Source organism: Prevotella pectinovora (genome assembly GCF_041323955.1).
GTDB classification, from domain to species: Bacteria; Bacteroidota; Bacteroidia; order Bacteroidales; family Bacteroidaceae; genus Prevotella; species Prevotella pectinovora.
The window spans coordinates 856,008-878,772 of record NZ_JBGLIV010000001.1; the positions used below are offsets into that span (position 1 = coordinate 856,008).

The 22,765-nt window shown below is 50.1% G+C and carries 19 protein-coding genes; 10 read left to right on the forward strand and 9 right to left on the reverse strand.

The genetic code is table 11. From position 1 onward, the window contains the following. Positions 1-161 precede the first annotated feature (161 nt). The 4 genes from ACDC99_RS03430 to ACDC99_RS03445 all read left to right on the forward strand — a co-directional run bounded on the left by ACDC99_RS03430 (position 162) and on the right by ACDC99_RS03445 (position 5,814). Complete coding sequence (locus ACDC99_RS03430) at positions 162-2,456, forward strand: NADP-dependent malic enzyme (RefSeq protein WP_370755831.1); 2,295 nt, start codon at positions 162-164, stop codon at positions 2,454-2,456. Positions 2,457-2,723: 267 nt separating this feature from the next. Then, positions 2,724-3,203 (forward strand): hypothetical protein, encoded by a 480-nt coding sequence (locus ACDC99_RS03435; protein WP_022317368.1) that lies wholly within the window; start codon positions 2,724-2,726, stop codon positions 3,201-3,203. 85 nt (positions 3,204-3,288) lie between these two features. Continuing rightward, positions 3,289-4,137 carry a carboxylating nicotinate-nucleotide diphosphorylase gene (gene nadC / locus ACDC99_RS03440; protein WP_022317367.1) on the forward strand — a complete coding sequence of 283 codons (849 nt, stop codon included), beginning with the start codon at positions 3,289-3,291 and terminating at the stop codon, positions 4,135-4,137. Between the two features lie 42 nt (positions 4,138-4,179). Continuing rightward, positions 4,180-5,814 carry a dipeptidase gene (locus ACDC99_RS03445; protein WP_370755833.1) on the forward strand — a complete coding sequence of 545 codons (1,635 nt, stop codon included), beginning with the start codon at positions 4,180-4,182 and terminating at the stop codon, positions 5,812-5,814. 235 nt (positions 5,815-6,049) lie between these two features. Here the strand turns inward: ACDC99_RS03445 and ACDC99_RS03450 are convergent, their stop codons facing one another. From ACDC99_RS03450 to ACDC99_RS03490, 9 genes are all read right to left on the reverse strand, one after another. Beyond that, positions 6,050-7,114 (reverse strand): bifunctional 3-deoxy-7-phosphoheptulonate synthase/chorismate mutase type II, encoded by a 1,065-nt coding sequence (locus ACDC99_RS03450; RefSeq protein WP_022317365.1) that lies wholly within the window; start codon positions 7,112-7,114, stop codon positions 6,050-6,052. A gap of 172 nt (positions 7,115-7,286) precedes the next feature. After that, the gene (gene wecB, locus ACDC99_RS03455) at positions 7,287-8,378 is read right to left on the reverse strand and encodes a non-hydrolyzing UDP-N-acetylglucosamine 2-epimerase (RefSeq protein ID WP_370755834.1); all 1,092 of its coding nucleotides are present in this window, start codon (positions 8,376-8,378) and stop codon (positions 7,287-7,289) included. Positions 8,379-8,518: 140 nt separating this feature from the next. Further along, positions 8,519-9,472 (reverse strand): SPFH domain-containing protein, encoded by a 954-nt coding sequence (locus ACDC99_RS03460; protein ID WP_022317363.1) that lies wholly within the window; start codon positions 9,470-9,472, stop codon positions 8,519-8,521. Between the two features lie 21 nt (positions 9,473-9,493). Further along, the gene (locus ACDC99_RS03465; protein WP_022317362.1) at positions 9,494-9,946 is read right to left on the reverse strand and encodes an NfeD family protein; all 453 of its coding nucleotides are present in this window, start codon (positions 9,944-9,946) and stop codon (positions 9,494-9,496) included. 331 nt (positions 9,947-10,277) lie between these two features. Then, on the reverse strand, positions 10,278-11,630 hold the full coding sequence (locus ACDC99_RS03470) for a serine hydrolase domain-containing protein (protein ID WP_231560854.1): 1,353 nt from the start codon (positions 11,628-11,630) through the stop codon (positions 10,278-10,280). Between the two features lie 55 nt (positions 11,631-11,685). Then, entirely contained in the window at positions 11,686-14,106 is a 2,421-nt protein-coding gene (locus tag ACDC99_RS03475; RefSeq protein ID WP_370755837.1) for an ATP-dependent helicase, read from the reverse strand. 57 nt (positions 14,107-14,163) lie between these two features. Continuing rightward, positions 14,164-14,910 (reverse strand): monofunctional biosynthetic peptidoglycan transglycosylase, encoded by a 747-nt coding sequence (mtgA, locus tag ACDC99_RS03480; RefSeq protein WP_042519467.1) that lies wholly within the window; start codon positions 14,908-14,910, stop codon positions 14,164-14,166. A 66-nt stretch (positions 14,911-14,976) separates the two neighbouring features. Continuing rightward, the gene (locus tag ACDC99_RS03485; RefSeq protein ID WP_022317358.1) at positions 14,977-15,678 is read right to left on the reverse strand and encodes an OmpA family protein; all 702 of its coding nucleotides are present in this window, start codon (positions 15,676-15,678) and stop codon (positions 14,977-14,979) included. 424 nt (positions 15,679-16,102) lie between these two features. Then, positions 16,103-16,894 carry a DUF5715 family protein gene (locus tag ACDC99_RS03490; protein WP_042519515.1) on the reverse strand — a complete coding sequence of 264 codons (792 nt, stop codon included), beginning with the start codon at positions 16,892-16,894 and terminating at the stop codon, positions 16,103-16,105. A 146-nt stretch (positions 16,895-17,040) separates the two neighbouring features. On the opposite strand from ACDC99_RS03490, the gene ACDC99_RS03495 reads away from it, so the two are divergent. The 6 genes from ACDC99_RS03495 (at position 17,041) to ACDC99_RS03520 (ending at position 22,702) form a co-directional block, all read left to right on the forward strand. Next, the gene (locus ACDC99_RS03495; RefSeq protein WP_022317356.1) at positions 17,041-17,988 is read left to right on the forward strand and encodes a PhoH family protein; all 948 of its coding nucleotides are present in this window, start codon (positions 17,041-17,043) and stop codon (positions 17,986-17,988) included. Positions 17,989-18,101: 113 nt separating this feature from the next. Then, positions 18,102-19,055 (forward strand): phosphoribosylaminoimidazolesuccinocarboxamide synthase, encoded by a 954-nt coding sequence (locus ACDC99_RS03500; RefSeq protein WP_022317355.1) that lies wholly within the window; start codon positions 18,102-18,104, stop codon positions 19,053-19,055. Positions 19,056-19,094: 39 nt separating this feature from the next. After that, positions 19,095-19,832 (forward strand): bifunctional demethylmenaquinone methyltransferase/2-methoxy-6-polyprenyl-1,4-benzoquinol methylase UbiE, encoded by a 738-nt coding sequence (ubiE, locus tag ACDC99_RS03505; protein ID WP_022317354.1) that lies wholly within the window; start codon positions 19,095-19,097, stop codon positions 19,830-19,832. A gap of 9 nt (positions 19,833-19,841) precedes the next feature. Continuing rightward, on the forward strand, positions 19,842-20,594 hold the full coding sequence (locus ACDC99_RS03510; RefSeq protein WP_042519464.1) for a shikimate dehydrogenase family protein: 753 nt from the start codon (positions 19,842-19,844) through the stop codon (positions 20,592-20,594). A 47-nt stretch (positions 20,595-20,641) separates the two neighbouring features. Beyond that, on the forward strand, positions 20,642-21,811 hold the full coding sequence (locus tag ACDC99_RS03515; protein WP_231567412.1) for an AIR synthase-related protein: 1,170 nt from the start codon (positions 20,642-20,644) through the stop codon (positions 21,809-21,811). A gap of 177 nt (positions 21,812-21,988) precedes the next feature. Next, positions 21,989-22,702 carry an HAD family hydrolase gene (locus ACDC99_RS03520; RefSeq protein WP_022317351.1) on the forward strand — a complete coding sequence of 238 codons (714 nt, stop codon included), beginning with the start codon at positions 21,989-21,991 and terminating at the stop codon, positions 22,700-22,702. Positions 22,703-22,765 lie beyond the last annotated feature (63 nt).

Sequence of the window (22,765 nt, forward strand, 5' to 3'; positions counted from 1 at the left end):
ATTTGTTATTTTTCTTCGTGCGCCCAAGTTTTTTAGTAATTTTGCAAAAACTCGTCAATTGGACGAACGGACATCCGGCAATGGCGGATTGTGGGGAAATATCCTCGCTGGCTTGTCAATTCGAGTGATAATGACACAAACAATTAATTCTTAAATTTCTTATGGTAAAAATCACAAAAGAAGCAGCGCTGGCCTATCATGAGGGAATGCGCCCAGGAAAAATCGAAGTCAAGCCTACCAAGGCTTACAGCACCCAGACCGACCTGAGTCTGGCATATTCGCCCGGTGTGGCGTTCCCGTGTCTGGAAATACAGCAGAAGCCCGACGATGCTTACAAATATACCGACAAAGGAAACCTCGTAGCCGTGATCAGCAACGGCACAGCAGTGCTCGGACTTGGAGACATCGGGGCAATGAGCGGAAAACCTGTGATGGAGGGCAAGGGACTGCTCTTCAAGATATATGGTGGCATCGACGTGTTCGACATCGAGATAGCTGAGAAAGACCCGGAGAAATTCTGCGAGACCGTGGAGCGCATAGCGCCCACCTTCGGCGGAATAAACCTGGAAGACATCAAGGCACCGCAATGCTTCTACATAGAAGAGAGGCTGAAACGCACACTCGACATACCGGTGATGCACGACGACCAGCACGGCACGGCGATAATATCGGCGGCAGGACTCAAAAACGCACTCGAAGTGAACGGCAAAGACATTGCCAAGGTCAAGATCGTGGTGAACGGAGCCGGAGCCGCAGCCATATCATGCACAAAGATGTATGTGGCACTCGGAGCCAAGACAGAAAACATACTGATGCTCGACTCCAAGGGAGTGATAACCAGCGACAGGGAAAACCTGACCGAACAGAAGAAGCTTTTTGCCACCGACAGGCGTGACGTGCACACCCTCGAAGAGGCGATAAAAGGAGCCGACGTGTTTGTGGGACTCTCAAAAGGCAACGTGCTCACGCAAGACATGATACGCTCAATGGCAGAACAGCCAATCGTATTCGCACTTGCAAACCCCGTGCCCGAAATATCATACGAAGACGCCATGGCAAGCCGTCCCGACGTGCTCATGAGCACAGGACGCTCCGACTACCCTAACCAGATAAACAACGTGATAGGATTCCCATACATCTTCCGTGGAGCACTCGACGTGAACGCAACGGCAATCAACGAGGAGATGAAGCTGGCGGCAGTACACGCCATCGCAGATCTGGCGAAACAACCGGTGCCCGACGTGGTGAACGATGTGTACCACGTGAACAACCTCACCTTCGGACCTCTCTACTTTATCCCAAAACCCGTTGACCCGCGACTCATCACAGAAGTATCGGCAGCAGTGGCAAAGGCGGCAATCGACAGTGGAGTGGCAAGGACGACAATCACCGACTGGGCGGCATACAAGAACAAGCTGCGCGAGATGCTCGGACAAGAGACAAAGCTCACCCAGAAACTATACGATACCGCACGCAAACACCCGCAGAGAGTGGTCTTCGCCGAGGGACTGCACCCCACGATGCTCAAGGCGGCAGTGCAGGCAAAGGCAGAAGGCATCTGCCAGCCGATACTGCTCGGCAACGACGAACGCATAAAGAAACTCGCAAAAGAACTCGACCTGAGCCTCGACGGAGTGGAAATAGTGAACCTTCGCCACGACAGAGAGGCGGAGCGTCGCGAACGCTATGCCCACATCCTGGCAGAGAAACGACAGAGAGAAGGCTACACGCTCGACGGGGCAAACGACAAGATGTTCGAGCGCAACTACTTCGGAATGATGATGGTGGAGACTGGCGACGCCGACGCCTTCATAACAGGACTCTACACAAAATACTCAAACACCATAAAAGTGGCAAAAGAAGTGGTGGGCATACAGCCGGGCTACTCACACTTCGCCACGATGCACATCCTGAACACAAGTAAAGGAGTGTATTACATCTCTGACACGCTCATCAACCGTCATCCCGACAAAGACACGCTCATGGACGTGGCGAAACTGAGCGCTGCCACAGTGCGCTTCTTCAACGAAGAGCCGAACATAGCCATGATAAGCTACTCCAACTTCGGAACAGACGACTGCGGAAGTCCGCTGCAGGTGCACGAGACGGTGGCTGCCATGCAGAAGCAATTCCCGGAGCTGGCCATCGACGGAGAAATGCAGATAAACTTCGCCCTCAACAGAGAACTGCGAGATTCCAAATTCCCGTTCTCACGCCTCAAGGGCAAAGACGTGAACACACTCGTGTTCCCAAATCTGAGCAGCGCCAACGGAGCATACAAACTGCTCCAGGGACTGAACACCGATGCCGAGATAATCGGTCCGATACAGATGGGACTCAACAAGCCGATACACTTCACCGACTTTGAAAGCTCCGTGCGCGACATAGTGAACGTTACGGCAGTGGCGGTAATCGACGCATACGTGGCAAAACTCAAGGCAAAACACAATGCGTGACAAGCGGTCTGAATGAGAAAACGGACGGGCAAGACCATTTGTGGGAAATTCAGAAACAGGCCAAACACACACACCACAGAAAGGATGTGGAAACAAGAAAACACCGGGGAAAAGGCAGAATTGCCGCTCCTCGGTTTTTTTACCATTACTTATTTCGATTATACCCTTGCAGGTTCAGATAAAATGAGTATTTTTGCAGAGATAAACACAAGCCAGCGGCAAAATGAGCACCGAAGGCGGATTACGAATTAAACAGAAACATAAATTATGAAGAAAATTTTATTGCTGGCGATAGGATTCCTGATGACCATGACGGCAAGCGCACAGTTTGAACAAGGAAAATACTATTGCAACGGCTCACTGACAGGAATCAATCTGAGCTACAGCGGAGCAGAGAAGCTTAGCCTCGGAGTGGAGGCAAAGGGCGGATATCTGGTGGCAGACAACTGGATGGCACTGGTCATGGCAGGCTACAGCCACGACGAAGACGTGGATGACAAGTTCGCTGTCGGAGTGGGGGGCCGTTACTACATAATACAGAACGGACTGTATATGGGCCTCAACGCCCGTCTCGTGCATGGCGGAAGCGGATACAACGACATCATGCCGGGACTGGAGCTCGGATACGCATTCTTCCTCGGAAAGAGCGTAACGATAGAACCGTCAGTATATTACGACCAGTCGATAAAGAACCACTCAGACTATTCGAAAGTGGGACTGCGCATCGGAGTGGGAGTGTATCTGTAGGAAAACAAGACCTGTTCCTGACCTTATTTAAATAAGGTTAGGAGAAGTTCAACCCGTCAACTTTAATAATTAACAACAAAACATAATGTACACAGTAGAAGAATTGGAAGACAAGCTCATCGACCTGGCTTTCGCGGAAGACATCGGCGACGGTGACCACACCACGCTATGCTGCATACCAGAAGACGCAATGGGCAAATCACACCTCCTCATCAAAGAAGACGGCATACTGGCCGGAGTAGAGGTGGCAAAAAAAGTGTTTGACAGATTTGACAACACCATGAAAGTGGAGGTGTTGATAGGTGATGGAGCCGAAGTGAAAAAAGGCGACATCGCAATGGTAGTGACAGGAAAGGTGCGCTCGCTGCTACAGACAGAGCGGCTCATGCTCAACATCATGCAGAGAATGAGCGGCATCGCCACGATGACACACAAATACGTGGAGAAGCTGAAAGGCACAAAGACACACGTGCTCGATACACGCAAGACGACACCTGGAATGCGTATGCTCGAAAAGCAGGCAGTGAAGATAGGTGGAGGAATGAACCACAGAATAGGTCTCTTCGACATGATACTGCTCAAAGACAACCACGTGGACTTCGCTGGAGGTATAACAAACGCCATCGACCGCTGTCATGCATATCTGAAAGAGAAAAACCTCGACCTGAAGATTGAGCTGGAAGTGAGAAACTTCGATGAGCTTAACCAGGTGCTCACACATGGAGGAGTAAATCGCATAATGCTCGACAACTTCTCTGTGGCAGACACTAAGAAGGCCGTGGAACTCATTGGCGGACGCTATGAAACTGAGTCTAGCGGAGGAATAACGTTCGACACTATACGCGACTATGCGGAATGTGGCGTCGATTTCATCTCTGTGGGAGCTCTCACACACTCGGTGAAGGGACTCGACATGAGTTTCAAGGCTTGTTGAAAGGAATTCAAATAACAATAATTTTTTTGAAGAGTCAATATCATGAGAAAACTGTTTTTATCATTACTGTTATGTACAGGCGTGATCAACGCTCTGGCCTGCACCAATTTCATAGTGGGAAAGAAGGCAAGTGCCGACGGTTCGGTGATGTGTACCTATAGCGCCGACGACTACGGCATGTTCCTGGGACTATGCCATTACCCCGCCGGCAAACACGCCAAAGGGGAGATGCTGCAAATCTACGACTGGGATACAAAGGAATATCACGGACAGATACCACAGGCGGCAGAGACCTACAATGTGATAGGAAACATCAACGAATATCAGGTGACTATCGGAGAAACCACTTTCGGAGGAAGAGAAGAAATGGTGGACACGACGGGAATCCTTGATTACGGTTCGCTGATCTATATCGCGCTGCAGCGCTCCAAAACAGCCCGCGAGGCTATATCCGTGATGACCAGACTCGTGGAAACCTACGGCTTCTGCTCTGAGGGAGAGACATTCACAATCTGCGATCCAAACGAGGCGTGGATAATGGAAATGATGGGCAAGGGACCCGGCAGCAAGGGAGTAGTATGGGTGGCAGTGCGCATTCCTGACGATGCCATCTGCGCTCACGCAAACCAGAGCCGCATACGCACATTTGACCAGAAGGACAAGAAGAATGTGATGTTCTCCAAAGACTGCATAAAGTTTGCAAGAAGCAAAGGATGGTTCACAGGAAAGGACAAGGACTTCAGCTTCTGTGACGTTTACGCAGCGCCAACCTTCAGCGGTAGAAGAGCATGCGAGGCAAGAGTGTGGAGCTTCTTCAACCGCTTTGGCGACATGGACAAATATCTGCCCTATGTAGAGGGAAAAGTGAAAGACGCCGAACCGATGCCTTTATGGATCGTGCCAAACAAGAAGGTTTCACTGCAAGACCTTGAGGCAAGCATGCGCGACCACTACGAGGGTACACCGTTCGACCTGGGAAATGACTTGGGACAGGGTGTATGGGAAATGCCATACCGTCCGACACCGCTTTCATTCAAGGTAGATGGAAAGGCATATTTCAATGAGCGTCCGGTCTCTACACAGCAGACGGCATTCTCTTACGTGTCGCAGATGAGATCATGGCTGCCACGCCAGATAGGAGGAGTGTTGTGGTTTGGAAACGATGACGGCAATATGGTAGCATATACACCGATATACTGTGGAAACACAGTGCAGCCGGAGTGCTACAACACGCCGGGAGCCGACGCTGTGACATTCAGCGACAAAAACGCATTCTGGGTGTGCAACTGGGTCAGTAACATGGTTTATCCTCGCTACTCGCAGATGTTCCCGTCGCTCAAGGAGGTGAGAGACTCGCTCGACAACTTTTATATCGCAAACCAGGGCGAGATAGAGAAACAGGCACTCAAGCTCTATGGCGAGGGTGAGCAGAAGGCAGTAGACTATCTCACGGACTACAGCAACACCCAGGCGCAGCAGATGCTTGCAAGATGGAAGGAACTGGCAATTTACCTCATCGTGAAGTATAATGACATGGCTGTGAAACCTACCAAGGACGGCAAGTTCCTGAGGACCAAGACCGGCAATGGAGCAACTGTGAAGCGTACAGGCTTCCCAGAGAAGGTGGCTCGCGCATTGGTGAAGCAGACGGGCGACAGATTCGCATCGCCAGAGTAATCCACATGCAGCAGAACGCACATAATAAAGGCTAATATCGTCAATAATGATAAAGTCCCTGTCGGCGGAATTATTTCTGCAGGCAGGGACTTGTCTTTTCCTTGTTTACTGGTCTCACTCGTATTCACTCGTCCAACTCGTATATATTATCTTACTCGTCTATTTGTTAAATCGTAAATTTGTATATTATCTTACTTGTCAGTCGGTTTATTTGTTTTCTAACTCGTCAACCAGTCTACTTGTTTATCACCTCCATCTGTTGTCTCACCGACTCTTCGTGGATGGCTTCGAAGATTTCCTTCACGAATTCCGGCGACATGCCGAATAGCGCACCTTGCGCCCCTCGCTTGTCAAGAATCTCGTTGTAGCGGGAGGCCTGCAACACGGTCATATTGTGCTCCTTCTTGTATTGGCCGATGTCGCGGCAAATGCGCATGCGCTTGGCAAGGACTTCCATGATGGTGTTGTCGAGTTCGTCAATCTGCTTGCGCATTTCGTTTATCACCTCCGTAGTCACAGACTTGTCGCGTATGACGAGCAGACTGAGGATATTGTCGAGCATGTCGGGAGTGATTTGCTGTTTTGCGTCGCTCCATGCCTTCTCAGGGTCGCAGTGGCTCTCGATGATAAGTCCGTCCATGCCCAAGTCCATTGCCTGCTGGCACAGGGGCGCTATGAGTTCACGTCTGCCGCCGATGTGGCTCGGGTCGCAGATTATGGGCAGGTCGGGGATGCGGCGGTGCAGCTCGATGGGAATCTGCCACATGGGCAGGTTTCTGTACAGTTTCTTGTCGAAGCTCGAGAAGCCTCTGTGAATGGCTGCAATCCTCTTCAGACCTGCCTGGTTGATACGTTCCATGGCACCTATCCATAGTTCAAGGTCGGGGTTTACAGGGTTTTTCACGAGCACCGGAATGTCTGTTCCCCTCAGGCTGTCGGCAAGCGCTTGCATGGCGAAGGGGTTGGCTGTGGTGCGTGCTCCTATCCAGAGCAGGTCGATGCCATATTTCAGAGCCAGTTCCACATGCTCCGGCGTTGCCACTTCGGTGGTGATGAGCATGCCTGTCTTTTCTTTGGCTCTCTTCAGCCATGGCAGAGCCTTCTCGCCGTTTCCTTCGAAGCCTCCGGGCTTGGTGCGCGGTTTCCACACGCCAGCCCTGAAGATGTGGCAGCCTTTGGCGGCAAGCTGTGTGGCTGTCGTCATGACTTGTTCTTCGGTCTCAGCCGAGCATGGGCCGGCTATTACGAATGGTCTTCCGCCGTCGCAAGGCAGGGCTAATGGTTGCAGTTCTAATTCCATTGGAGGTCTGTTGTTTTTTTTCTACCCCATGTGGTCGTCTGACAGTAAATGTCGTGTTTCATGACTTTCTGACGATCGGGGTTAAAAATCCCCGCTTCCTTATTGTTTTGAAGCGGGGACTTGTACTTGTTTATATTTTCTTTCTTCCTTATTTAAGGACTTTTCTTGAGGCTTACAGTTTTGCCTCCTGCAGTATGTGTACGATGCGCTCCGAAGTCCTGCCGTCCCAACGGTCGGGCAGCGATGATTTTTTCCATCGTCCTTCCTCGATGTCTGTAACGCATTCTGCAAGTTTCTCAGCGTCTTCTCCCACGAGTATATTGCTTCCCACCTTCACGGTCTCTATGTGTTCTGTGTAGTTGTTCAGCGTTACGCATGGCACATTGTTGAATGTTGCCTCTTCAGCCACGTTTCCTGAGTCGGTCACTATTCCCTTGGCGTGAGCCGTGAGGTAGCCGAATCTCAGATAGGGCAGTGGGTCGATGATGTGGATGTTGTGCATTCCGTCAGCCAGTCTCTCCACTGTCTCCTTGGCTTTGTTTCTCAGTGCGGCTATTATGGGAGTGTTTTTCGCAGCTTTGCTCATAGACAGAAGCATGGCCTTGAGGTTTTCTTCTTTTTCTATCAGCGCCTTGCGGTTTAGCGTGAATACTATGTATTCTCCTTCCTTTATGCAGAGCTGGTCGAAGACGTGAGGCCTTGAGAGCCTTTTGTGGTTGAATCTGAGAGTGTCTATCAGTATGTTTCCCACTTCGTAAACGTGTGACAGTTCCGCTCCCTCTCTGTTTACGATGGAGTTGCTGCCGATGCCAGCCGTGAAGAGGAAGTCAGAGAGCCCGTCGATGACGAGTCTGTTTATCTCCTTTGGCATCTTTATGTCGAAGGAGCGTGTTCCTGCCACGAGGTGTGCCAGTGCGATGCCGTGTTTCTTTGTCACTATCGCTGCCGCCATTGTAGATGCGAGGTCGTCTACCACTATCACCACGTCCGTCTTGTTTTCGGTGAGATATCTGTCGAATTCTGACATCACCTTTCCTGTCAGTTCGTTCAGGTTCTGGCAGTCAACACCCAGATATACATCGGGTCTGTTTATCATCATGTCGCTGAAGAGTGAGTCTTCTAGCGTAGGGTCGTTTTCACTCCCGGCATATATCAGTGAACTGTCGATGTCCTGTCCTGCGTTTTTTGCCTTTTCAATGGCGTGGATGAGCGGTGCCACCTTCATGAAGTTTGGTCTTGCTCCAACGATTATGCAAATTTTCATTTCTTCTTGTCGATTGTCTTTTTTTATTTATGTGTGTTATTGTATTGCCTCTAACTGTTAGTTTTGCTTATGCTCAGTTGTCTGGCTTTGCTGTGTTTCTGCGTGTGGGCGTTGTTTATGCCTCTGCCAGTGGGCTTTGCTTATTCTGATTTGAACAAGTCTTTTATTCCTCCGATGCTTCCCAGCAGGTTTGTGGCTTCATACGGCAGGTAAACGGTCTTTGTCTTGTCTCCTGCAGCAAGTTCCTGCATCATCTGTATGTATTTCTGCGCGAGCAGATAGTTTGCCGGATTGGTGCTCTTTCCCACTGCCTCGGTTATCTTTTCTATTGCCACTGCCTCGGCTTCGGCTTTTCTTATCTTTGCCTGTGCCTCACCTTCGGCGTTGAGTATTGCCATCTGCTTGTCGGCTTCAGCCTTGTTGATGATGGCGGTCTTTTCTCCTTCCGACTTCAGGATTGCCGCTGCTTTCTGTCCCTCGCTAGTGAGGATTGTGGCACGCTTGTTTCTTTCTGCCTGCATCTGCTTCTCCATTGCCTGCAGCACGCTCTCCGGAGGTGTGATGTCTTGCAGCTCCACTCTGTTCACCTTTATTCCCCATTTGTTGGTCGCATCGTCTAGTACGGCGCGCAGCTTTGTGTTTATGGTGTCTCTGGATGTGAGCGTCTGGTCGAGTTCCAGTTCTCCGATGATGTTTCTCAGCGTTGTCTGCGTGAGTTTCTCTATGGCGTTCGGCAGGTTGCTGATTTCGTATACTGCCTTGAACGGGTCAACAATCTGGAAGTATAGTAGTGCGTTGATCTGCGTCTGCACGTTGTCTTTGGTTATCACGTTCTGCTTGTCGAAGTCGTACACCTGCTCTCTGAGGTCGATAGATGTGGCATACATGTATCTTCCTCTGCTCATGGTGATGATGGGTTTTGCCCTGTCGATGAACGGTATGATGATGTTTATGCCAGGCTTCAGCGTAGCGTAGTATCTTCCGAGTCTCTCTATGATTTTCGTTTCCGACTGTGGTATTATCACCAGGCTCTTCTTCACTAATATCAGTGCGCAAATCACTATTGCCACCAACACGTATAATCCGATGTTCATGATTTAGTTTGTTTTATAGGTTTAACATTCTTTTTCCACAGTCAGTATTATGCTGTCCCTGTCTTTCACTATCACGTTCTGTCCCTCTTCGATGCGGCTTCCGTCGGCGGCCTGAGCCTTCCAGTCGTCACCGTCGAGTGCCACTCTGCCGAATCCGTTTTCCACTATTGTCTGGCTCACCCTTGCCGTTCTTCCGATGAGTGCGTCGGCATTGCTCCGTCTCAGGGATTCTCTGGGATGCAGCTTCTTCATCAACGTGGGGCGTATGAAAAACAGGCTGAGCACCGATGCCGCTGCAAACACTGCCAGTCCGGCATAGAACGGCAGTCCGAATGCTGACAATACTGCAGAGCAGATCGCTCCGATGGCGAAACACATAATGAAGAAGTCACCGTTGGTGAGTTCCAGAATCAGGCAAACGATACATACCAGTGCCCACATTTGCCAAAGGTGTTGTGCAAAATAGTCTATCATATTATTTAAGTTAACGATTTATAAGTTTTCTGCCCTCCCCAAGGGGAGACGCAGGCCACTCTTTCTGTTGTTTTGTTGGCAGCCTTTCTGTCTTGAAGTCAGCTGCTTCATAAGTCATTGATAAGCCGCATGTCTGCTTGAGCTTACGCTTACAAATTTACGTATTATTTACTTAACTTGCAACAAGTGGGTGTCAAAAAAGCCACATTGGCATGAATTATTTTTCATATTGCTCTTTTTGCGCTATTATAGCGTGACGATTGTCCACATTTTCGCTGGCATTCATAATTCTCCCGAGCAGGAATTACAGTTCTTTTTTGTTGTACTTTCGTCATTCAGCGAGAAACAAGTTCCTCTTCGGGAATTTCGAGCTGTATTCTTTTCTCAGTTTCTCGAATAGTCTCATGGTGTCTTTCGAGAATCCATGTCCCTTCCACGTGCTCGTGTTGGTGATGAGAATCCAGCATTCCGTGTCAGGGTATCTTAGGATAATGGCGCTTGTACCCGATAGCGAGCCTGTCCTTATCCAAGGGCCGTTGGCTGGTGTGAAGTTCCATCCGATGGAGAAGTCGTAGTCCGGCATTTCACGTGTCATGAATTCTATTGCCCCTTTGCTCAGAATGTCTTTAGCTCCGGGCACGAGGTCTATCGCCGCCACGAACCGGCTCAGTTCAGCTGCCGAACCACACCACGCTCCTGCGCCTTGCAGCCGTGGAATGTCGTTCTCGCCGTAGCATTTCTCCACCATTCTTCCGCTGTTGTTGTATTCCAGCACAGGTTCCGATCCTTTGTGCATGTAGTATTTAACTTCGTTGCTCCTCCTGTCTTTTGGGTAGTTGCCGGCGATATGTAAGTCGAAGCATCCTGCGGGTCTGAATATGCTGTCGGTCATGAATTGCTCGTAGCTCATCCGCGTCTTCTTCTCTATTATCATCGAGAGCAGTGTGTAGCCCACGTTGGAATATCTTTTTGCCGTGCCTGGTGTGAAGCCTAACCTCCGCTTTAGCAGAATCTTCATAAGCGTCTTGTTGTCAGGAGCTTCCGTGAGTCTGTTCTGCATCATTATATAGCGTGTCGAGAACATGGGGTCGCCGGCTCCTGTTGTGAATCCGGCTTTGTGGCGGAGCAGCTGTTCCACTGTTATGTCGAAGTATCTCGGGTCCTTTATCACGTTTGTGAAAGCCGTGTCGTTGAGTATTCCTTTTGCTCCGAACACGTGTTCAGAGAGTTTTATCTTCTTGTCGTCGACAAGTTTCATTATTCCCACTGCCGTCAGCAACTTAGACACCGACGCCAGCCTCATGATGTTCGACGGCTGCATTTCCTGTCCTGCCTCTTTGTCCGCCCATCCGAAGCCTTTGGCATAGAGTAGCGAGTCGCCCCTGGATACTGCTATCTGTGCGCCGTTCAGTTCCCATCTCTCGAAATACCTCTTTAGTTCCTTCTCCATTCCCTCCAGAGCCGGGGCGTCCGACATGCAGTTTGTCAGCGTGTCGTTGAGGTGTGTCTGTGGTATTTCTTCCTTTTCGGGCTCTTGGTGAGAATAGCTACTGCAGTCGGTCATCGATAGTGTTATAGCGGAACATATTCCTATGAATCCGGCTACGAGCATTGCCACTCTCTTCTTTCTGTATCTCACTTTTTTCTTTTTCCTCTTTCCGTTGTGATAATATGTATTTGTCATTTCTGATTCTGGTTGTTTGCGACTGTTTATCAGGTATTATGCTGGAGTAGTTTTCTTATTTTACCACTTTCAGCCGTGCGAATTTTACGAGCAGTTGCTTGGTTCCCAAGTTGTTGAATCTCACTGTGGCCTTGCAGTTTTCTCCTGTTCCTTCTATTCTCTCTATCGTACCCAAGCCGAAGCGTGAATGCTCCACCAGGGCTCCCTCTCTCAGCTCTCCGCCTGGCGTTGTCACCTGCGATAGGGCAGGGGCGTTGTTCTGTGTCGTTTGTGAGGTGTTGGCATAAGGGCTGCCGTATGCCAAAGTTGCGTTGCCGGAACTTATCCTCTTGTATTTTCCGAAGCTGTTAGGGGCGCCGTTTGTTGTGCTGCTGCCGTTTTCTCTCTTCGAGTATGTGTTTACCGCCTGCCTTCTGCCGAAGAATGCGCTGCGGCTCTCGCCGCATGGGGCGCTGGGACTCTTTGCTCCGTATGATGATGCGGGCGATGATGTGAATCCTGTGCCGTTCGTCATGTCGTTCACCAACAGCAGACTGCGGTCTATGTCTCTGATGAATCTGCTCGGTGTGTCGAATTCCATCTTTCCGTAGCGGTATCTGTTTCTTGCGCATGATAGGGTGCAGCTTTTCTCCGCCCTTGTGATAGCCACGTATAGTAGTCGGCGCTCTTCTTCCAGTTCCCGCTGTGAGTTCAGCGCCATGGGGCTCGGGAATATGTTCTCTTCCAGTCCCACTATGAACACGTGTGGGAATTCCAGTCCCTTGGCGCTGTGTATCGTCATCAGGTTCACTTTCTTCTGCGTGTCGTCTTCTGAGCTTTCCAGATCAGTAAGAAGCGACACCTCCTGCAGGAAGTCTGTGATGAGAATGTTTCGCTGCTGTTCGGCATCGTCTTTGCGGCTTTCCACAAAGTCTTGCAGACTGTTCAGGAATTCCTCCAGGTTCTCCTGTCTGGCGATGCTCTCCGGTTCTTTGTCAGCATATAGTTCGGCAGCTATTCCGCTCTCCTTTATTATGTCGTAGCCCAGTGAGTATGCGTCGTCGGTCTGTATTCTTTCTATGAATGAAGCGATGAGCTGCCTAAAGGCCTCAGTCTTCTTCAGCGTTGCCGCTCCCAGGTTGAGTCCCGAATGCTGTGGCGCATTTATCACGCTCCAGAGGCTTGTGCCTGCGGTGGCTGCCGCTGCCGTTATCTTCTGCATCGTAGTGTTTCCGATACCCCTTGCCGGATAGTTTATCACCCTCTTGAGCGCTTCTTCGTCGTCGGGGTTTGCCACGAGTCTGAAGTATGCTATCACGTCTTTTATCTCCTTTCGCTGATAGAAGCTCAGTCCGCCGTAGATTTTGTATGGCATACTGCTTTTCCTGAGCGCCTCCTCAAACGACCGGCTTTGTGCGTTGGTTCTGTATAGAATGGCGAATTCGTTGTAGTCGCATCCTTGCTTTTTCATTGTGCGCTTTATCTCGCTGCATACTATCGACGCCTCTTCCTTGTCGCTGTATGCCATATTGAGCAGCAGCTTCTCTCCCTCGTCGTTTTCGCTGAACACGTCTTTCTTTATCTGTCTCATGTTGTGGCGTATCAGGCTGTTTGCCGCTGCCACTATTCTCTTCGTGCTGCGGTAGTTCTGTTCCAGCTTGAACACCTTTGTGCCCTTGAACGCCGTTTCGAATCCGAGCATGTTGTCGATGTTTGCCCCTCTGAAGGCGTAGATGCTCTGTGCGTCGTCACCCACGGCACATATCCTGTTGTGTCTACTTGCCAGCAGCGCCACGATTTTCTGTTGCACGGCATTGGTGTCCTGATACTCGTCCACGAGGATGTATTCGAATGCCGTGGCGTATTTTTCCAGCACGTCAGGGTTTTCCTTCAGCAGCAGATATGTGTTGGTGAGCAGGTCGTCGAAGTCCATGGCGTTTGCCATTCTGCATCTTTCGCTATATGCCTTGTACACTTTTGCTACATCGGGCATGTGTGTCTCGAAGTCTCTCGTCATGATAGCCCTGTCGTTGGCGTAGTCGTCGGGCGTTATTATGTTGTTTTTCGCCATGTTTATCCTCGAAGCCACTGTTGATGGCTTATACACCTTGTCGTTGAGTCCGAGTTCTTTTATTATGGCTTTGATGAGGCTCTTCTGGTCGGCATCGTCGTAGATGGTGAAGTTCTGGCTGTATCCAATTCTTTCCGCCTCTACGCGGAGTATTCTTGAAAACACGCTGTGGAAAGTTCCCATCCTGATGTATTGCGCCCTGTTATCGCCAGCTATTGCATTTATTCTTTGGCGCATTTCGTTTGCCGCCTTGTTCGTGAAGGTCAGCGCAAGGATGTTCCATGGCATGATGCCCTTTTCGAGCAGATATGCCACTTTGTATGTCAGCACGCGCGTCTTTCCCGAACCTGCTCCGGCTATTACCAGTGACGGTCCGTCGCAGTATTCCACTGCCGCTCTTTGGCTGTCGTTCAATTCGTGGGTCATTTCTTCTTTTCGTTGATGGGTTTTCGTTGTTGAAACTTGTTGAGTGCCGTGTGTGCTTTATCTTTTTCTGTTGCGGTAGATTCCTCCGCTTGATGTTTCGGGGTTGATGTCTTCTCCCTCTTTTGGGAACGACGGTATGAATTTCATCTGCTGCTCTATTTGGCTGCGCCTTTTCCTCATGTATGGTCCAGGGTCTTTAGAGCTGAATTTCCTCGGGTTGGGCAGCGTTGCCGCTATCAGCGCACAGTCAGCCCTGCTCAGGTCGGCGGCAGTGGTCTGGAAGTTGTCCGTCGCCACGGCGTCTACTCCGTATATTCCGTCGCCCATCTCTATGGAGTTCAGATACACTTCCATTATCCTCTGCTTGCTCCACATGAATTCTATGAGCACCGTGAAGTATGCTTCGAATCCCTTTCTCACCCACGAGCGCCCTGGCCAAAGGAACACGTTTTTGGCTGTCTGCTGGCTTATTGTGCTTGCTCCGTGCTTCTTCTTGTTCGAGAGGTTGTGTATTGCAGCCTGCTCAATGGCTTTGTAGTCGAACCCGTGGTGTAGCAGGAATCTTTGGTCTTCGCTTGCCATCACAGCCACGGGCATGTGTGGCGATATCTTGTCGATAGACACCCAGTGGTGGTGCATCTTCATTGTTTCGCCTTCTGCTGCCTGCTGGAAACATCTGATGAACATCAGTGGAGTGTAGTATACGGGCAGGAACCTGTATAGCACTACAACAAGAATGGTGGAGCCGAAGAAGGCTACCACCACCCATCGTATTATCTTGGTAATAATACCCAGTTTTTTCATTTTTCTTGTTTTGTTGACGAGTAAACGAAGGAAACTCTCATAGTCCTATCTATTATAGGTTTCCGTTTATTTCAGTGTTCCCTGCTGTGCTTCCTTCACCATTTCCTCGCTTGCATACATGTATATTTCCACGCGGCGGTTCTGCTGCTGTCCCTGTTTTGTCTCGTTTGAAGCTACAGGCGCTGTGCTTCCTTTTCCGGTGATGTTCTTGAACTGTGAAGCTGTCACTCCGTTGCTCTTCATGAAGTTGACCACCGACTGTGCACGGCTTTCAGACAGCGCCATGTTCTTGTTGTCGCTCTCTGCGGCTGTGCAGTTTCTCCATCCCTGGTTGTCGGTGTGTCCGTATACGTCGATTGCGCAGGTGTTGTATTTCTTCATCAGGTTTGCCAGATCTGTCAGGTTTGTCTTGCTTGCCTGGCTCAGGTCAGCTGAACTTGTCTGGAAGAGCAGTCCGGAGTCGAATGTTATCTTCACCGCTTTTAGTCCGTTGGCGTCGGTCACTTCCTCCACCTTTGCATTGTTCAGTTCCGCCTCGGCTTCAGCCTTCACTTTGTCCATGTGCTTGCCTATGAGCGCTCCGGCTCCTGTTCCCACGGCAGCTCCCAGCGCAGCTCCCACTGCGGTGTTGCCAGCCACTTTTCCGATTATCGCTCCCACGAGGGCTCCGCCTCCTGCTCCGATTAGTGCTCCGTTGCCTGTATTGTTTCCGCAGCTCACGATTGCCGCTGCACATAGTCCGATTGTCGCTACTTTGATTTTGTCCATTGTCGTATTATTTAGTCGTTATTCTTTGTCCTTGCAAATATATGGATTATTTTTCAATTCCAAGAATGTTGAATGTATAATTTTTCTAAACGTCCGTCTTCTCTTTCTTTGGTTCCTCCAATTGATATTTGGGTGAAAATGTTGCATTGTTGCATGTTGCATTAAGCACTTTCCAAGGTATTAGAAAAATATTTTGGGAAATGTTTGTATATAAATAAAGGCATCCGCATGTCGGAAAGACCTTAAAGCAACATGCAACAATGCAACAAATCCGGCATACAAGGGCGCCGGAGTCATTGCTGGCCGTTTCCGTCGGGCAGACGTTTGTCGTGCAGTTCTCTCTTCCATACTGCCGTTTTGCAGATGCCAAATGGCTCAAATAAAATCGTAAACATCCCGTTTGCATTGCGGAAATGGGCGTGTTTTATCTCACGGTGATGTGGAAGCACCCCTGCTTCACCTCATATTTAATATAGCAGCGGTTTGCTACGCGCATGTCGCGCAGCACCTCGCTGAGCACCCATTTCAGGGTGTCGTTGCCCGTGGCCTTCATTTGTTTCCCTTCCGGGTCGTTCACCCTCGTGTAGCGGTTGTAGCAAATGTCGAATGTGGTGCCGTAGAGATGGCATGAGTTCTCTGTGGCGTTTCTGTTGGTGGTCCTGAGCCTTTCCACGTCTTCGCGCGTCCTCAATACGCTTGTCACGATACATTTGTGCAGCGGGATTCCCTTGATTGCCAGACTGTCCATAAACGACTGTCCGATGTCGCCCAGCAGGTTTGCGGCTCGTGGCACGAGATATGGCGTACTTCTCTTCAGCTTGTCGACGCAGAAGAACGGGTTGGCTCCGATATACACCAGTTCCTTGTGTCTCTTCTCGGCGTCGGCCCTGTTCAATACCGGTTTCACGCCATGCTCCTTGGCAGAGGCGAGCTGCACGTTGTTGCTGTCGGGGAAGGCGTCGCAGAAGCGCGGTACGCTGTATATGCGGTTCTTCACGATGTTTCCCTTTTCGTCGAAGAAACGTATTTCAGCCTTGACGCCCTTCTCTACGTCGTCGGCAAGAGCCGTTGCCGTCGGTGTGGCGAGAGTGTCGCCCGGCATCATCTCCTCTTTGCTTCCGCCTTCCGCTATTTTCGGAGATGTGCAGCGGATGATGGCAAGCACGGCCACGATGGTGAAGAATGCGAGGATATATTGTTTCTTTGTAATTTTCATGTCTTGCATTATGTAGTTCTTTTTTGCTGGCTTTTCCAGCTCGTCAACTTTTAATTTTGCAAAGGTAATGGAAATTTGTCGTTTAATATGTCGGCGGATGATAAAAATGTTGTAACTTTGCGGAACATTTCATAAAATTTATATAGGTGATAGAAAAGCATATCGTTTTGGAAGACATAGATCCCGTGGTGTTCTACGGCAGCAACAACGTTCATCTTCAGATGATAAGGTCGTTGTTCCCCAAGCTGCGTCTGTTGGCCCGGGACAATGTGGTGAGAGTGTTGGGCGACGAAGAGCAGATGGCAGCATTCGAGGAAGTGGCAGAGAAGATACGTCTTCACATCCTAAAATACAATTCCATCGCCGAAGCAGACATCCTGAATATCGTGAAGGGCAGACCTGCCGCCGACGACTCTTCCTCGGGTGTGGTGGTCTACAACATTTCCGGCAAGCCCATCAAGAGCCGCAGCGCCAACCAGCAGCAGCTCGTGGAAGCCTTCGAGAAGAGCGACATGATCTTCGCCGTGGGTCCTGCCGGCACCGGCAAGACCTATCTCAGCATCGCGCTCGCCGTAAGGGCACTCAAGGAGAAGAACGTGAAGAAGATAATCCTGTCGCGCCCCGCCGTGGAGGCAGGCGAGAAGCTCGGATTCCTGCCGGGCGACATGAAAGACAAGATAGACCCCTATCTGCAGCCCCTCTACGATGCGCTCGAAGACATGATACCCGCCGTGAAGCTCCAGGAGATGATGGAGAAACACGTGATACAGATAGCCCCGCTCGCCTTCATGCGAGGCAGGACGCTCAACGACGCCGTGGTGATACTCGATGAGGCGCAGAACACCACCTCGGCACAGCTCCGCATGTTTCTCACCCGCATGGGATGGAACGCCAAGATGATAATCACCGGCGACATGACGCAGGTGGACCTGCCGCGCGGCACGCAGAGCGGACTGCGCGAGGCGCTCGGTATCCTGGGCGGGGTAGAAGGTATCTCGGTGGTCAACCTGACACAGACCGACATTGTGCGCCACAAGCTAGTCACCAAGATAGTAAAGGCATACGAGAAATTCGACAAATCGAAGAAAGAATGATGATTTTTCAACTGCAATGTTGTCCGTTATGTTTAAAATAACTACATTTGCAGGCAATTATCACTTTGGCGATAACGACAAAGATTTATCTGACTTTTAATAAACATAAAGTAATGAAAGCATTAACAAACACTGATTTTCATTTTGAAGGACAAAAGAGCGTATATCATGGAAAAGTACGCGACGTTTACAACATCGGTGACGACCTCATCGTGATGGTCGCCACAGACAGAATCTCTGCTTTTGACGTAGTACTGCCAAAGGGAATCCCTTTCAAAGGTCAGGTGCTCAACCAAATTGCAGCAAAATTCCTTGACCATACAAACGACATCTGTCCAAACTGGAAATTGGCGACTCCAGACCCACAGGTCACCGTCGGTCTGAAGTGTGAAGGCTTCAGAGTGGAGATGATCATACGTTCCATCCTCACTGGTTCGGCATGGCGCGAATACCAGAAAGGCTGCCGCGAGCTGTGCGGAGTGAAACTCCCCGACGGAATGAAAGAGAACCAGCGCTTCCCGGAGCCGATCATCACACCGACCACTAAGGCCGACGAGGGACACGACATGAACATCTCAAAGGAGGAAATCATCGCCCAGGGTATTGTTAGCGCAGAAGATTACGCCGTGATGGAAGACTATACGAGAAAGATCTTCGCCCGCGGACAGGAAATCGCAGCCCAGCACGGACTTATCCTCGTTGACACCAAATACGAGTTCGGAAAACGCGACGGCAAGGTCTACCTGATCGACGAAATACATACGCCAGACTCAAGCCGCTATTTCTATGCCGACGGATACGAGGAGAAATTCGCAAATGGCGAACCGCAGAAGCAGCTCTCGAAAGAGTTCGTACGCCAGTGGCTTATCGAACACAACTTCATGAACGAGCCGGGACAGGTGATGCCTGAAATCACCGACGAATACGCTGAGAGCGTGAGTGACAGATACATCGAGCTCTACGAGCACATTACAGGCGAGAAGTTCGACAAGGCTGCCGAGACAGGCGACATCGCGGCACGAATAGAGCGCAACGTTGCAGAGTGGCTCGCTGCATACAAGAAATAACATACACATCCCCCAAATACCACACGCGTCAAAAATATAATGTACGGACAGGAAAAGATAAACCCATACGAGCAGAGCGGTCAGAAGACAGCGCAAGTCGAGCAGATGTTCGATGCCGTGGCACATTCCTATGACACGCTGAACCACCGTCTCTCCTTCTGCATAGACAAGTATTGGAGAAACCACGTGGTCAGGAAACTGCAGGCTGTCCGTTCCGCTGACTCTGTACTCGACGTGGCGACAGGCACCGGCGACCTCGCCATACTGGAAGCCAGGAAACTCAAACCGGGCAAAGTGGTGGGTATCGATATCTCAGAGGGCATGATGCAGGTGGGAAGAGAAAAAGTGAAAGCGGCAGCCCTGCAGGATGTGATAAGTTTCCAGAGAGAAGACTGCCTCTCGATGACATTCCCAGACGCAAGCTTCGACGTGGTCACGGCAGCATTCGGCATACGGAACTTCCAGGACCTCGAAGCTGGACTGAGAGAGATGTACAGAGTGCTCAAGCCCGGAGGCACACTCTGCGTGATAGAGCTCACAAGACCCGTACACTTCCCCGTGAAGCAGCTCTTCACGCTATACTCACACACGCTACTCCCCCTCTACGGGCGTATGATATCAAGAGACAAGAGCGCATACAAGTATCTCATAGCCACCATAGAAGCCTTTCCGCAAGGAGAGGTGATGGTGGAAATACTGAAGAAAACAGGATTCAGCACCGCCGGTTTCAAACGTCTTACGTTTGGAATCTGCACATGTTATACAGCAATAAAATAATAATGACTTATGGACAAGTATGGACTAATCGGTTATCCTCTCGTGCATTCATTCTCCAAGAGCTTCTTCAACGAGAAATTCCAGAATGAAGACATAGACGCAGAGTATATAAACTTCGAGATCAAGACAATCGATGACCTGCCCGAGGTGCTGGCGACGAATCCTGAACTCAAGGGACTCAACGTCACTATACCCTACAAAGAGAAGGTGTTGAGCTTCCTCGACTATGTCAGCGTGGAGGCAAGAGCCATAGGCGCCGTCAATGTGATACGGGTGGAGAGCAAAGGCGACGACACATTCCTCAGGGGATACAACAGTGATGTCATCGGCTTCACGAAGAGCATAGAGCCGCTGTTGGAAAGCCACCACAAAAAAGCCCTCATACTCGGCACAGGAGGAGCGTCGAAAGCCGTAAACTACGGACTGAAGTCATTGGGGCTGGAAACGCTGCTCGTAAGCCGTTTCGAACGCCCGGGAACAATACAATATAAAGATGTGACACCTGAGGTGGTGAAGGAATACAACGTGATAGTGAACTGCACACCATGCGGACTCTATCCCCACACCGATGAATGCCCGGACCTGCCATACGAAGCCATGGACAGCCACAACCTGCTCTACGACTTGCTCTACAACCCCGACGAAACACTCTTTATGAAGAAAGGTAAAGAACAAGGGGCAATGACGAAGAACGGACTGGAAATGCTGCTCCTGCAGGCTTTCGCAAGCTGGGACTTCTGGCATGGCAAAGACAAAGTGTGAGAACAGGCTAAGTTCCATTTATTAAGCAAATATAAAACAAGAACAAGATGGATAAATCAAACAGGTATATGATGCGTGGCGTGAGCGCAGCAAAAGAAGACGTGCACAACGCCATAAAGAATATCGACAAAGGAATATTCCCGCAGGCTTTCTGCAAGATAATACCCGACGTGCTCGGAGGCGACCCCGAATACTGCAATATCATGCACGCTGACGGAGCCGGCACAAAATCATCGCTTGCGTATATGTACTGGAAGGAGACCGGCGACCTCTCTGTATGGAAAGGCATAGCCCAGGACGCCATCGTAATGAACACCGATGACCTGCTCTGCGTGGGAGCCGTGGACAACATCCTCGTATCTTCAACCATAGGCAGAAACAAAATGCTTGTGCCGGGAGAAGTAATTTCGGCAATCATCAACGGTACAGACGAACTTCTCCAGCAGATGCGCGAGATGGGAATAGGAATATATCCTACAGGAGGTGAGACTGCAGACGTGGGCGACCTCGTCAGGACCATCATCGTGGACTCTACCGTGACCTGCAGAATGAAGCGCAGCGACGTGATAGACAACGCAAACATACGTCCGGGCGATGTAATCGTAGGATTGTCATCATGCGGACAGGCTACATACGAAACCTCATACAACGGAGGAATGGGAAGCAACGGACTGACCAGCGCACGTCACGACGTGTTCTCAAAATACCTGGCAGAGAAATATCCGGAAAGCTACGACCACGCCGTTCCTGAAGAACTTGTATACAGTGGCGCAAAGCGACTCGACGACGAAGTGGAGGGTAGTCCGGTGAATGCCGGAAAACTAGTGCTCTCGCCAACACGTACCTATGCCCCAGTGATAAAGAGACTGCTCGACGAGCTGAGGCCGGAAATCCACGGAATGGTGCATTGTACGGGAGGAGCGCAGACAAAGGTGCTACATTTCGTGAATGACAACTGTAAGGTGGTGAAAGACAACATGTTCCCAGTGCCACCACTTTTCAATACCATTCAGCAGCAGAGCGGCACCGACTGGAAGGAAATGTACAAAGTGTTCAACATGGGACACCGCATGGAAATCTATGTGCGACCAGAAATTGCCGACAAGGTGATAGAGCTGAGCAAGAGCTTCAACATCGATGCACAGATAGTAGGACACATAGAGGAAGGCAAGAAGAGCCTTACCATCAAGTCGGAATTCGGAGTATTTGAGTATTGATAGTAAGTTGACAAGTAAACGAGTTGACGAGTAAACAAGTAAACGAGTTGACAAGTTACGGAATAGATAAGTAGAAAGGCAGACGAGTTGACAAGGAGGTTCCTATTGACTGCTGACAGCAATCAGAAGCGGCAAAACTCCTCGTCAACTCGTCAACTTTTTAAAACCACATCCATCATGTTTCAGAATTTTATATCACAGTATCTTGCAACTTCCGGCTATCTCGAATTCCAGCCCAAGGCGGTAATGTTCGACATGGACGGCGTAATCTACGACAGCATGCCATACCATGCCCGCAGTTGGCACACCGCCATGCAGTCAATAGGCATAGAAATGCCGCCAGAAGACGCATACCGCTACGAGGGGATGAGGGGAGTGGAAACCATACAGCAGCTCTTCAGTAAGCAGCGCAGCGAGAACATATCAGAAAAGGAAGCCCAAAAAATATATAAACTAAAATCGGATGCTTTCAACGCCTGTCCCACACCATCGCTGATGCCAGGCATTAAAGAACTTATGGAAAAGGTAAAAGCCTCTGGGCTGAAGATCGTGATAGTGACTGGCAGTGCGCAGCACACACTCCTCGACAAACTCGACCGCGACCTCAAGGGACTTGTAAACCGCGACCTCGTAGTATGTGCAAATGATGTGGAGAAAGGCAAGCCAGATCCAGAACCTTATCTGAAAGGACTGCAGAAGGCAGGAGTAGAACCATGGCAGGCCATAGTGGTGGAAAACGCCCCACTCGGAGTACGTGCAGCTGTGGCAGCCCATGTGTTCACCATTGCCGTAAACACAGGTCCATTGCGCGACTCCATACTGCTGGCAGAAGGGGCAAACATGATATTCCCATCCGTCGCAGCTCTCGCCGGCGAATTCAGACTGGAATAGCAGACAAGTTGGCACACATCCCGGCAACGCTCAGTGAAAACCTTCCTCAACAAAAAAATACCA